This is a genomic window from Pedobacter miscanthi (assembly GCF_003315595.1).
GTDB classification, from domain to species: domain Bacteria; phylum Bacteroidota; class Bacteroidia; order Sphingobacteriales; family Sphingobacteriaceae; genus Pedobacter; species Pedobacter miscanthi.
In genome coordinates, this window is record NZ_QNQU01000041.1 from 14,954 (window position 1) to 28,925 (window position 13,972).

Sequence of the window (13,972 nt, forward strand, 5' to 3'; positions counted from 1 at the left end):
ATTTAATCTAAATAATACCAATTTTTGTATCGATGGAAAAAGCGTGTATCGATATTAATGAACTGGTTAACGTATTCTCAAATACCCAGGGTTCTATTTATCAATCAGATAAACTCAATTGCTTTTATGTAGATTTTGGCGGCAAGTTTGCCCGCTTTAACTGCCTGTCGCTTCAAAAATTAAAAGCAGTTGTCGAGAATATCGATATCGAGGCACTTCTTTTAAACACCCACAAAGCCGATTTCGAACTGGTTACCTTTAATGGCTGCGAACACATCTATTTATTAAGCGCTTTAGAAATTTTAGCATTAAAAGATTTATTGCAGGGTACGTTCACCATGTTCAAGCTTAACCACATGATCAGCGACTGCCTTTATAGGTTAGTTTATTAATAATGGAAAATGTTTGAGGTGAGATGGAAAATGTGATCCCAGATTGTTTTAAAAACCACTAAATCTTAATTCCCTTAACTTCTTAATGGTCAAAATGATTGGTTAACTGTATAAACTGGTTAATTGTAATCTTATGAACGTCACCTTAAGCAAGATCGTCATTTCGATTGAAACGCAGTGGAATGGAGAAATCTACTCCTTATACTTCCTTTATAAACATCCTTCATTGCATTCAGAATGACAATTTAGGTAAAAGAAGATAGCTACTTATTGTTAACTCTTAAGGCGGTACACGTTCATTGATAATTGGATCATTGGTTATTAGCACTGAAACTTTTAACTGAAAACCGGCTGCTACCCTTCTGATCCTCAACCAGTATCCATCTCGCGTTATACCTCATTTTCCATCATCCATTTTACTCCTTACATCATCCATCCCCTCTTATTTAAACTCATTACAAATAACTAATTATCAGCAATTTAGACTAATTTCATATAGTAAATAAATTATATTCTTGAACAAATTCGATTTACATTTGTATTGTTATTAAAGTACAGAAACATGAAAGATCTAATGCGTATCAAATGTTTAATATCTCAGGATATCGAAACATTATTAAATCAGCAAATCAAAAAAGAGGCTCACTCTTCATCACTATATTTAGCAATGTCATCTTGGTGCGACCAAAATGGATTCGACTTTTCAGCAGACTATTTCTTAAAACAATCTGAAGAAGAAAGGGTACATCAGTTAAAATTGTTCAAATATGTTTTGGATATGGGCGGAAACGCGATCTCTCCTGAAGTAACAGGTATTAAAACCGACTTCGCTGGATTTAGAGAGGTTTTCGAAGATGCTTTAGAAGCAGAAATCGCCATTACGCAAAGTTTTAAAAACCTTGCTGCAAGATGTCATAAGGAGCAGGATTTTGTAACCATGGAATTCTTAAACTGGTTCCTGAAAGAGCAACGCGAAGAAGAATACAAAGCACGCAGAGCGCTTGAATTATTCGAAGTGATTGGCGAAGAAGGTACAGGAAGATGGGAAATTGACAAACATGTTAACAAAATCTCTTACTCAGAAGAATAACAACAACAAAACATATATCAAAAAGCTATCCTGAAAAGGGTAGCTTTTTTTTATGCGGTAATTTTTATTTCTAGTACATCAAACAGAAAGCTCGTCATTGCGAGGAGGCTTTTTCAGCCGACGAAGCAATCTTTCTTGCAATAATCGCCAGCAGGAAAGATTGCTTCGTCGTTCCTCCTCGCAATGACGAGTTTTCTATTGGAGTTTGTAAATGGTATCAGAGTGCAACGCAGTCGAGAACCCGAAGGCTCAGCGAAGCTAAATCTGTCTCGGGATAGTTCTCTCCACCCCACTACGTTCCGGTCGAGATGACTCGCCTCTTATTAAGGCCTACCCCAAACTGTCATTTCGAGCGAAGTGCAACTTGTACCGATTTAACGTCGGAACTGTACTTTAGTCGAGTGACAATACGCATATAAAAAGAAAAGCTCCGGTTTTACCGGAGCTTTCTTAGTTTAGGTTGTTTGGTTTATGTTGATTATGAATAAGTCTGAAATTGTGATAAAAAAAGCGCCGTTACCAGCGCTTTTTTTAAACCAAATATATAATAATAATTAACGAGCATTACAAAAGTAGACATTTTATTAGTAATTGCAAATTTTTTGGATAAATATTTAAAATATTCAATAATAAAACACATAAATAACTCAAATACAGCACAAAAAATTCATATTAATCTATAAAAAACATATTAATTATAATTTTTAACATAAAAAGTATTATTTTTTGCTTACAAAATCATAATTTAAGGAAATATTTAAACGAAATGATAGAAGATTTTATTAAAAACTATGTAAATCATCCCAAAACTTATGACGAAATGTTTTTAAACGGTGATAATTACCGGAATCACTACACAAACTTTATCAACAATTTCTCTAAAGAATCGCTCGAAAATTTAAACAAGAAGGAAGAACTCGCCAAAAAACTGTTCATGAGTCAGGGAATTACCTTTACCGTGTACGACAGCGGCGAAGGAATCGAAAAAATCTTCCCTTTCGACATTATCCCAAGAATTATTACCTCAACTGAGTGGCTTTTTATAGAAAAAGGCATAAAACAGCGACTAAAAGCACTCAATCTTTTCTTAAAAGACGTTTATAGCAATCAATTTATCTTAAAAGATCAAATTGTACCTATAAATGTGATTTATTCCTGTCCGCATTTTTTAAGAGAGATGCACAATGTTAATGTACTGCACGATATTTACATCCATATCGCAGGCATCGACTTAATAAGAGACCACGACGGAACGTTTTACGTACTCGAAGATAATCTTCGTACCCCTTCAGGCGTAAGTTATATGCTCGAGAACCGCGAAATTACCAAAAGGTTATTTCCCGATCTTATTCCGCAATGCGGCGTAAGGAGCGTAACCGAATATCCGGCCTTATTGTACAAAAATTTACTGTCACTCTCCCCCCGGGCAGTTTCAAACCCTACCATTGTACTGTTAAGTCCGGGCATGTACAATTCGGCCTATTACGAACATACCACATTAGCACGTTTAATGGGCGTAGAACTGGTAGAAGGCCGCGACCTTGTGGTAAAAAATCAAAAGGTATTTATGAAAACCACTACAGGGTTGCAGCAGGTAGATGTGATTTATCGTCGCGTGGATGATGATTACCTCGATCCCCTGGTATTTAATCCTAACAGCGTGCTGGGAGTTGCCGGTTTGATGGGCGCTTACCGCAAAGGTAACGTGGCCATTGTAAATGCAGTGGGCAATGGTGTGGCCGACGATAAAGCAGTTTATACCTATGTGCCCGATATGATCAGGTATTACCTGAACGAAGAACCCATTTTAAAGAACGTTCCCACTTACCAGCTGAGCAACCGTGATGAACTGGAACATGTTTTCGCGAACATCAATACCATGGTAATCAAAAAAACCAACGGAAGTGGTGGTTACGGAATGTTGATGGGACATGCGGCAAGCGAACAGGAAACCGAAGCATACAAAATCGAGATCCTGAAAGATCCCCGCAATTTTATCGCACAGCCTACCATCAGTTTATCTTCCGCGCCGTGTTTCATTAACGGAAAACTGGCACCACGGAGGATCGATTTACGTCCTTTTGCCCTGAACGGACCGGATGGGGTTTCGATTGTTCCCGGCGGTTTAACCAGGGTGGCCTTAAAAGAAGGGTCGCTGGTGGTAAACAGCTCGCAGGGCGGCGGCAGTAAAGATACCTGGGTTTTAACTTCTTAAATTACAGCATTATGTTAAGTAGAGTTGCATCAAGCTTATATTGGTTAAGCAGATATGTTGAGCGCAGCGATGGAATGCTGCGCATGTTGAAAATAAATTACGCCTCCTCACAGGATACCATCCAGGAATTTACCTGGAAACCTGTGATCAGGATTTTCTCATCAGATGATGAAAATGAATTATTGAATATCCAGCACGATAGCCGGGCAGTGATACAATACCTTTTGTTAAACCGCGAAAACCCAAACTCGATTTTAAACATCGTTACCCTGGCCCGCGAAAATGCAAGAAGTGTGCAGGAGCATATCCCCAAAGATTTATGGCAATGCCTCAACGAATATTACCATACCGTTAAGGATGAAAAACTGTTGTGGTATGTACAGAAAGACGATCCGATTACCGCTATGGATATTTTGATCAAACAGGTGATGCTGTACAACGGAACAGCCGATAGCGTAATGGAACGGGGCGAAAGCAGAAGTTTTATGAATATCGGCAAACACCTCGAGCGCAGTATCCAGTCAGTTGATATTCTCGATATTAAATTCAGTTCAATCAGCAGTAATCCTGATTTACTCACTGATATTTCCTACTGGAAACATTTATTGTTATCATTAGGTGGTTATGAGCTATACTTAAAAACCTACCGGCAGGGCTTTGATGCCAAAAACATCATCGAACTGGCCATGCTCAATAACGATTTCCCACGATCAGCACTATATGCTATGGGCAATATCGAGCGGTATTTTAACCGCTTAAAAAGCGAAAGCAATATCGAACATTATAACAACCTGTCGTTTAAAATCGGACGGTTAAAAAGCATGATTACCTATAGTTCGGTTAATAAGATGAATGAAGAAGAGCTGCACCGTTACCTTGCCGAAATCAGATCGGAATTATATGGAATCGGTAACCTGTTGAACGAGTATTATTTTGCAAATTCATAAACAATTAAATTTAACTACAGATAGACACAGATTAACACAGATATTATTTTTATTGATTTCAGATCTGTGCTTATCGTTTTTATCTGTGGCATCACATCAATAACAAAAGCCATTATGCCTATTTTCAAAATAAAACATATTACCAATTATAAATACGAATCGCCGGTGCGCGATAGTGCCAACCAGATCATTCTGTTTCCGATCAAAGATGATTTCCAAAAGGTGGTTAAACACGACCTGAACATTTCCGGAAGTCCTGAAATTGAGATTTTTATCGATTATTACGGTAACGAGGTAGGCACTTTTACCCAAAACGAACCACATACCCAACTGAAAATCTTCTCAAAGGTATGTGTAGAAACCTTCCCTAAAACACTTCCGCAAGACGATATGTTCAGCAGCGAACAATGGAACAGTTTAGATACCCTTAAATACGAAGTACCTTATATCGATTACCTGAGGCAGGAAGCTTTCGAAGGCATCATCCAGTTAAAAGAAACGGCTTTGGGGATTAAAACTCCGGAGGATACCCCCTATCAAACCGCCATAAAATACTGCGCCCACGTTTTTAATAACTTCGAATACATTAAAGGTGTAACCGCCGTTGATACCACTATTGATGAAATTTTGAAACTAAAAGCGGGTGTTTGTCAGGATTTTGCACATGTACTTACTGCGATGTTGCGTTTAACCGGAATCCCTGCACGGTATGTAAGCGGCTACATCTGCCCTAACAGAGATGGCATGCGGGGCGAAGGTGCTACCCATGCCTGGACTGAAGCTTACCTGCCCGAATATGGCTGGCTGGGCCTCGACCCTACCAACAACTGTATTGCCAACGAAAACCATGTCCGTTTGGCCGTAGGACGCAACTTTGCCGATTGTTCGCCGGTAAAAGGTGTTTACAAAGGTGGTTTCGAGCAGATTATGGAAGTAAATGTTTCGGTAGGTTATAACGACGACGATTTTAACGATAATGAAACCTATTTCCAGCCAAAAGAAGTGAATTACAGCAAACCATCCCCTGTAATTACCACTGCACGAACCAGAAACAGCTATCAGGAATATATGGAGGCGATGCAGCAACAACAACAGCAGCAACAGTAGACAGTTTTCAGTTGGCAGTTGACAATTTATAGTTGGCAGTTTTCAGTTGAGTTTTTAGCTTCGAAATAAAACGGTAGGGATTTAATTCAGATCCCTATTGTTTAAAATTTCCGTAATCTTCTCATTTTCTATAATCCACATCCCTATCCGCTCTTCGGTAATTCCATCCCTCAGCTTATAGGTAAATATTGGCTTGCCATTTTCCATCCTCGTAAAAAGATATTTAAATAGCATGTTTTCTTCATGCCTGATCATTTCGGCCACCTCTACTATATGGGTCGAAATCATAAAATAACAATCTTTTATTTTAGAAAATGATTTAATTATAGAAAGCGATCCGTCAAATGCATCTTTTACATTCGTTCCGCGGAAAAGTTCATCAAAAATCACAAAAATGTTTTTAGAAACTTTAATCTTTTCGGCAACATGTTTTACCCTCAATACTTCATTATAAAAATGACTGTATCCCTGGTTTAAATTATCAGGCAGATTGATGGTCGACACCAGGCCTTGCCAGATACCTGTTTCCATTGAAGCTGCAGGAACAGGAAAACCTAAATGCGCCAAGTAAATGGAAATGCCTACTGATTTTAAAAAGGTAGATTTTCCGGCCATGTTGCTCCCGGTAAGAAAACAAACATTTTTTCCAGCTTCAAACGTCATATTATTGGCAACCGGGTGCTCCAAGAAAGGATGAAATACACCTTTAATATTTAAATGCTGCTTGCTGGCGCTTACCTTCGGAAGGTTTAAATTGTATTTCCTGGATGCTTTAACAACAGAAAAAAAGGCATCAAACTGATATACCAGATCGAGGAGCTGCTTGATTGTTCGAAACTCGGTTTTCCTAAATATAAAATCCAGTCGCTCCAGCTCAAACAAGCTGATTTTTCTTTCATCACGACCGGTAATTTCCTTAATCAGGCTTTGTTTTAATAAGATGAGGATAAGGTCATCAAATTCTTTAACCAGTCTGGGTTTAATATCACTGCTCAGCGTATTAAAAATTTCGCTCAGTTTTTTAAGCAGAAAAATAATTTCCCTGATTCCTTTTTCCTTTAAATAATAAGCCTGGTTAGGGTAAAAGAAATAGTTTACAGCTTTGGCCAGTGCCGAAATGCCGGAGTAGTATTTTATTTTGGAGTTTTGCATCAGGTAACTCTCAACAAAATCCATATTGGTACGGTCGAGATATAAATCGCCCTCGTAGTTTGAAATATATTTAATCAGCTCCTGCCGTTCATTAATAACTTCTATATTGGTTGATGGTGTCCTGAACATTTCCATCAGCTTATCATTGCCCTTAATTGTAGCAGTAAAATTGAATACTGAAAAAACACTCTTATTTAAGCCATAAGCATCAAATATGTTTAAATCGGTTAAGGTTTGTTTATCAATATCAAATTTACTCATGAGGCGTTGCGGATGGATAAGCTTATAAATCCCCTCAAGATAAGAATTTACGTTAATAGTTGGCTTTTTCAATTTGCAGTTAGCAGTTGGATTGGCGGCATACTTAAAAAACTGAAAACTGTACACCGAAAACTGCCAACTGATAAACTTTTTTTCTAAATTTGCGCCTTTTACAAATAACAATATGATTAAGAGACAGCAAATTAAAGATTTATTAAAGTCGACAGCATTTGACACAGAAGTAACGGTTATGGGATGGGTTAGAACTTTCCGTAATAATCAGTTTATTGCCTTAAATGACGGATCTTGCATGGGCAATATCCAGGTTGTGATCGATTTTAATAATTTACCTGATGAGCTGTTAAAAAGAATAACAACCGGCGCGGCAATTTCGGCTACAGGCAAATTGATCGAATCGTTGGGTAAAGGTCAGTCGGTGGAGATCAAAGCGACCAGCATAGAAATTTTGGGTGATAGCGATCCAGAAAAATTTCCGCTACAGCCTAAAAAACACAGTTTAGAGTTTTTACGCGAAATCGCGCACCTGCGTTTCCGTACCAATACTTTTAACGCCGTTTTTAAGGTGCGCCATGCATTGGCTTTTGCCATCCACCAGTTTTACAACGAACGTGGTTTTGTATACATGCATACCCCTGTAATTACTGCAAGTGATGCAGAAGGTGCCGGCGAAATGTTTAAAGTAACTACTTTGGATTTCGACAATACACCACGTACAGAAGATGGTAAAGTAGATTTCTCACAGGATTTCTTTGCACGTGCCACTAACTTAACGGTATCTGGTCAGCTGGAAGGCGAATTGGCGGCCATGGCTTTCGGAAAGATTTATACTTTCGGACCAACTTTCAGGGCTGAAAACTCAAATACAACCCGTCACCTTGCGGAGTTCTGGATGATTGAGCCTGAATTTGCTTTTGCCGATTTGGAAGACAACATGCAGCTTGCAGAGGATATGATGAAGTATGTAATTAAATATGCTTTGGATAACTGCAAAGAGGAACTGGAATTTTTAAACAGCCGTTTGGCAGAAGAAGATAAACAAAAACCGCAGAACGAGCGCAGCGAGTTTGGTTTGTTAGAGAAACTTGATTTCTGTTTATCAAATGATTTTGAACGCTTAACCTATACAGAAGCCATCAGGATTTTAAAATCTTCTAAACCAAACCAGAAGAAACAGTTTAAATACCTGATAGACGAGTGGGGAGCTGATTTACAGAGCGAGCACGAGCGCTACCTGGTAGAAAAACACTTTAAAAAACCGGTAATCTTAACTGACTACCCTGCAGATATTAAATCGTTCTACATGCGCCAGAATGAGCCTGATGCGGAAGGCAGACAAACTGTTGCCGCAATGGACATCTTATTCCCGGGTATTGGTGAAATGATTGGCGGATCGCAGCGTGAAGAGCGTTTAGACCGTTTAACAAAACGCATGGAAGATTTAAACATCCCTCAAGACGAGCTTTGGTGGTACTTGGATACCCGTCGTTTTGGTACAGCACCACACTCGGGCTTTGGCTTAGGTTTCGAACGTTTGGTATTGTTCGTTACCGGTATGACCAACATCCGCGATGTAATTGCTTTCCCAAGGTTCCCGAAAAACGCAGAGTTTTAGGCAAGGTTTAGGGTTTAGGGTTTAGGGTTTAGGGTTTAGGGTTTAGGGTTAAACAAACCTCTGCACCAAAGAAGTCAAGTTTTAAAAACTTGACTTCTTTTTTACTCATGAATCTTCCCGATGAGACGGCCAGGAAAAATAATCCTAAATCGTTCCGTAGGAGCGCTTCGTGGGTAGCAAATAACATTTTGTTATTTGCGCAACGTTCAGTAGGAACGTTTGTTATTAAACGTCAATAGCATCCTTATCCCTGCCAAATAAACCTGATTGGAGCGAATGCCGATTTTTCATCGGCAACAGCGTAAAGCAGGACCGAACAGTTCTAAGTACCACTACACCTGCTTTTCTAAAAAAAAGGTATATAACAAAGAAGTCAAGTTTTAAAAACTTGACTTCTTTTTCCCCATGAATCGTCCCGATGAGACGGCCAGAAAAAATAATCCTAAATCGTTCCGTAGGAACGCTTCGTGGGTAGCAAATAACATTTTGTTATTTGCGCAACGTTCAGTAGGAACGTTTGTTATTAAACGTCAATAGCATCCTTATCCCTGCCAAATAAACCTGATTGGAGCGAATGCCGATTTTTCATCGGCAACAGCGTAAAGCAGGACCGAACAGTTCTAAGTACCACTACACCTGCTTTTCTAAAAAAAAGGTATATAACAAAGAAGTCAAGTTTTAAAAACTTGACTTCTTTTTCCCCATGAATCGTCCCGATGAGACGGCCAGAAAAAATAATCCTAAATCGTTCCGTAGGAACGCTTCGTGGGTAGCAAATAACATTTTGTTATTTGCGCAACGTTCAGTAGGAACGTTTGGTATTATAAAACGTTAATAGCATCCTTATCCCTGCCAAATAAACCTGATTGGAGCGAATGCCGATTTTTCATCGGCAGCAGCGTAAAGCAGGACCGAACAATCCCAAGTACCACTGCACCTGCTTTTCTAATAAAAGGTATATAACAAAGAAGTCAAGTTTAAAAACTTGACTTCTTTTACTATCTGGAAAACTTCTCAACTTTGTTAACTACCTGCCATCATCATGCATGGTATCGCTATACGGATTGGCATGCGCGTAATCTACTGCCGAAACTTTATAATCGGTTGGGGCAAAACTTTTTGAAGTACTTAATGCCATCCCCAGTTCGTAACGCGTTGGATAAGGTGTTTGCAATAAACTACCTGCAGGGATATACGGAAAGGTTTCCAAATAACTCTGCATTACACTCGGACTCACCCTTCTGTTGATATATGCACGGCTCAACTGGTGTGTTTCCCTTAAACCTGCAGCACCTAATAATTCTACCGCACTGGCTACGGTAAGGTTATGGAAATTTTTAACACGTACCGTTTTATCCTCTACCACAAGGCCTTTCATTAAACTAGGATCTTGCGTTGCAACCCCCGTTGGACAGGTATTGCTGTTACACTCCAAAGCCTGGATACAACCTAAGGCAAACATCATTCCGCGTGCAGCATTACACATATCGGCACCAAGGGCAATATTTTTTACCAGATCGAAACCTGTAGCCACCTTACCTGAGGCAATAATTTTAATGTGTTTTTTCAGGTCGAAACCATTTAATACATCATATACAAAGGCCACACCTTCGCGAAGTGGCATCCCTACCGAGTTAGAAAACTCCTGAGGTGCAGCACCTGTACCACCTTCGCCCCCATCAACGGTAATAAAATCAGGATAAATCCCCGTTTCTATCATCGCTTTACAAATGGCATAAAATTCGCTTTTTCTACCGATACACAATTTAAAACCAACGGGTTTACCATCCGATAAATCGCGGAGTTTTTTAACAAACTCTAATAAACCAATTGGTGTATTAAAAGCGGAGTGTGCCGGTGGCGACAATACATCTTTACCCTCTGGTACCAAACGGATCCTTGCAACCTCCGGTGTTACCTTTTTAGCAGGCAACATACCACCATGACCAGGTTTAGCACCCTGCGAAAGTTTAATTTCGATCATTTTTACCTGATCGGTTTTGGCCCTTTCGGCATAGGCATCATAATTAAAAGTTCCATCGGCATTACGGCAACCGAAATAACCGGTACCAATTTGCCAGATTAAATCGCCACCCGGCTGACGGTGATAATCGCTGATACCCCCTTCGCCGGTATTATGGGCAAAATTGCCCATTTTGGCACCACCGTTTAATGCTAAAATGGCATTTTGGCTCAATGAACCAAAGCTCATGGCCGAAATATTATAAATACTGGCTGAATAAGGTTTTTTACAATCTGGTCCGCCAACCGTAACGCGGGGATCTAAATTTAGTTCGTGATGCGAAATGGCCGCAATACTATGGCTTAACCATTCGTAACCGTTATCGTAAACGTTTAACTGTGTTCCGAAAGGAATGGTATCGTTATCTTTTTTAGCGCGCTGGTAAATGAGTGAGCGGTTTAACCTGTTATAAGGTGTACCGTTGGTATCGCTCTCTACAAAATACTGATAGACTTTCGGCCGCAGCTCTTCCATAAAATACCTTAACCTGCCAAAAACAGGATAATTCCTTACAATACTGTGTTTCGGCTGATATAAATCATAAACACCAAGAAGTACAAAAGGACCGGTAAAAATGAATGTCCACCATAAAAAAGGATGGTAAAGGCCCAGCATAATGGTCAGGGCAATTAAAAATGCGGCAATTGCGACGAAAGCTTTTCTCATAATAATAGATTAGCGGATGTTTTGTTGATACAAAGATTAGGATTATTAAACAACTGACACCATTAAATTGTTATTTTTACGCTATGCTTATTAAGATTTATCCGGAAAACCCAAACGAAAGGGCCATCGAACAGGTTGTTGAAGTATTAAAAAAGGGCGGCCTGATTATCTATCCAACCGATACGATTTACGGTTTGGGCTGCGACATCACCAATCCCAAAGCAATCGAAAAAATCTGCCGTATCCGCGGCATCAAACCCGAAAAGGCTAATTTTTCTTTCATCTGTCACGATTTAAAGCACATTTCCGATTATATCAAACCCATTGATAATACCACGTTCAGGGTATTGAAAAAAGCTTTACCCGGTCCGTTTACGTTTATTTTTAATGCGAACAACAATGTACCCAAACTATTAAGCTCCAATAAAAAAACAGTGGGTATACGTGTTCCCGATAACAATATTGCACGCTGTATTGTAAAAGAACTGGGCAACCCCATCCTTTCTACTTCCATCAGGGATGACGATGATGTAATTGAATACTCAACCGACCCCGAACTAATCCACGAAAAATACGAAGACCTGGTTGACCTGGTAATCGACGGTGGTTTTGGTGATAACGAAGCCTCTACCGTAATTGACTTCACTACAGGCGAGTTCGAAATCATCCGTGAGGGCAAGGGAAATATTGAAGAATATCTGTAGCGATGGACCCCTATCCGCCTACCGGTACCTTTCCCCACCTCCCCCGGCCCCTCCTACAGGAGGGGAGTAAATTAGGAAAGGCTCGGGAGAAAAACTTCTCACCTCCTACAAACTGCACTTTGCTATCTGCACCCTGCTATTCTGCATCATGCTATCTGAACCCTGCTATTCTGCATCCAGCTATCCGGCATAGGAGATGATGGAAGGAGAAGCAGTTGAAACTTGTGCACAACCATCCATAAACCAAAGAATCAAAACAGAGGCAAGAACGATTTTTCTTCGTTCCTAGCCACTGTTGCAAACAAAGTTTCGACCAGCTTATCCAACATCAGTTCCAAGCCTTGATTTTTGGTTACCTTTTTATCAAGAAAAAGGTAAGAGCCCCTTTCGGCGGCGGTGAGCCGAGGCAAGCCCGTGCGCAGGAAAAATGCTATACAGTAAGAAATTATGTTCAATAGATTTCTCCACTACGGTCGAAATGACGTATTGCAATAGAAATGATGCAAAAGATCATCTGCATCCTGCTATCCGGCATAGGAGATGATGGAAGGAGAAGCAGTTGAAACTTGTGCACAACCATCCATAAACCAAAGAATCAAAACAGAGGCAAGAACGATTTTTCTTCGTTCCTAGCCACTGTTGCAAACAAAGTTTCGACCAGCTTATCCAACATCAGTTCCAAGCCTTGATTTTTGGTTACCTTTTTATCAAGAAAAAGGTAAGAGCCCCTTTCGGCGGCGGTGAGCCGAGGCAAGCCCGTGCGCAGGAAAAATGCTATACAGTAAGAAATTATGTTCAATAGATTTCTCCACTACGGTCGAAATGACGTATTGCGGTAGAAATGATGCAAGAGGTCATCTGCATCCAGCTATCCGGCATAGGAGACGATGGAAGGAGAAGCAGTTGAAACTTGTGCACAACCATCCATAAACCAAAGAAATCAAAACAGAGGCAAGAACGATTTTTTTTCGTTCCTAGCCTCTGTTGCAAACAAAGTTTCGACTAGCTTATCCAACATCAGTTCCAAGCCTTGATTTTTGGTTACCTTTTTATCAAGAAAAAGGTAAGAGCCCCTTCGGCGGCGGTGAGCCGAGGCAAGACTGAGCATGGGGCAAAAAAGAACCCCAATCCGCCTACCGGCACCTTTCCCCTGAAAGGGAAAGGCTCGAGAGAAAAACTTCTCATCTCCTACAAACTGTATTTTGCTATCTGAACCCTGCTATTCTGCATCCTGCTATCCGGCATAGGAGATGATGGAAGGAGAAGCAGTTGAAACTTGTGCACAACCATCCATAAACCAAAGAAACCAAAACAGAGGCAAGAACGATTTTTCTTCGTTCCTAGCCTCTGTTGCAAATAAAGTTTCGACTAGCTTATCCAACATCAGTTCCAAGCCTTGATTTTTGGTTACCTTTTCATCAAGAAAAAGGTAAGAGTCCCTTCGGCGGCGGTGAGCCGAGGCAAGCCCGAGCGCACGAAAAATTCTATACAGTAAGAAATTATGTTCAATAGATTTCTCCACTACGGTCGAAATGACGTATTGCGGTAGAAATGATGCAAAAGGTCTTCGCCCCCATGCTTTCCGGCCTAGCAGATTTCCGCTGGAAAAAGCACGAAAATCTTTGCACAACCAACCCATAACCCCACAGCCCAAGGCAGAATCAAGCGGGAGCGATGCGACAAAAGCCAGGGTAAGAGCCTGGATACTGCCGTCATAAAGATTTCCGTAGGTTTTTACAAGGAAGGATGCAAGCCTTGATCTTTTGTTTCTTTTCTATCAAG

The 13,972-nt window shown here is 40.2% G+C and carries 9 protein-coding genes; 7 read left to right on the forward strand and 2 right to left on the reverse strand.

From position 1 onward, the window contains the following. The first annotated feature begins 32 nt into the window (after positions 1 to 32). The 5 genes from DRW42_RS27185 (at position 33) to DRW42_RS27205 (ending at position 5,751) form a co-directional block, all read left to right on the forward strand. On the forward strand, positions 33 to 392 hold the full coding sequence (locus DRW42_RS27185; RefSeq protein ID WP_113952007.1) for a hypothetical protein: 360 nt from the start codon (positions 33 to 35) through the stop codon (positions 390 to 392). Between the two features lie 562 nt (positions 393 to 954). Beyond that, entirely contained in the window at positions 955 to 1,482 is a 528-nt protein-coding gene (locus tag DRW42_RS27190) for a ferritin (RefSeq protein WP_113952008.1), read from the forward strand. A gap of 766 nt (positions 1,483 to 2,248) precedes the next feature. Next, entirely contained in the window at positions 2,249 to 3,697 is a 1,449-nt protein-coding gene (locus tag DRW42_RS27195; protein WP_113952009.1) for a circularly permuted type 2 ATP-grasp protein, read from the forward strand. Between the two features lie 11 nt (positions 3,698 to 3,708). After that, positions 3,709 to 4,644: an alpha-E domain-containing protein gene (locus DRW42_RS27200; protein ID WP_113952010.1), complete on the forward strand. Its 936-nt coding sequence runs from the start codon at positions 3,709 to 3,711 to the stop codon at positions 4,642 to 4,644. A 114-nt stretch (positions 4,645 to 4,758) separates the two neighbouring features. Then, the gene (locus DRW42_RS27205) at positions 4,759 to 5,751 is read left to right on the forward strand and encodes a transglutaminase family protein (protein WP_113952011.1); all 993 of its coding nucleotides are present in this window, start codon (positions 4,759 to 4,761) and stop codon (positions 5,749 to 5,751) included. An 81-nt stretch (positions 5,752 to 5,832) separates the two neighbouring features. On the opposite strand, the gene DRW42_RS27210 is transcribed toward DRW42_RS27205, so the two are convergent. Further along, positions 5,833 to 7,347: a MutS-related protein gene (locus DRW42_RS27210; RefSeq protein WP_113952012.1), complete on the reverse strand. Its 1,515-nt coding sequence runs from the start codon at positions 7,345 to 7,347 to the stop codon at positions 5,833 to 5,835. Position 7,348: 1 nt separating this feature from the next. Here DRW42_RS27210 and asnS point away from each other — a divergent pair, with 1 nt between their 5' ends. Beyond that, the gene (gene asnS, locus DRW42_RS27215) at positions 7,349 to 8,797 is read left to right on the forward strand and encodes an asparagine--tRNA ligase (RefSeq protein ID WP_113952013.1); all 1,449 of its coding nucleotides are present in this window, start codon (positions 7,349 to 7,351) and stop codon (positions 8,795 to 8,797) included. Positions 8,798 to 9,824: 1,027 nt separating this feature from the next. On the opposite strand, the gene DRW42_RS27220 is transcribed toward asnS, so the two are convergent. Then, the gene (locus tag DRW42_RS27220) at positions 9,825 to 11,486 is read right to left on the reverse strand and encodes an FMN-binding glutamate synthase family protein (RefSeq protein WP_113952014.1); all 1,662 of its coding nucleotides are present in this window, start codon (positions 11,484 to 11,486) and stop codon (positions 9,825 to 9,827) included. An 83-nt stretch (positions 11,487 to 11,569) separates the two neighbouring features. Here DRW42_RS27220 and DRW42_RS27225 point away from each other — a divergent pair, with 83 nt between their 5' ends. Then, positions 11,570 to 12,190 (forward strand): L-threonylcarbamoyladenylate synthase, encoded by a 621-nt coding sequence (locus tag DRW42_RS27225; RefSeq protein WP_113952015.1) that lies wholly within the window; start codon positions 11,570 to 11,572, stop codon positions 12,188 to 12,190. The last annotated feature ends 1,782 nt before the right edge of the window (positions 12,191 to 13,972 follow it).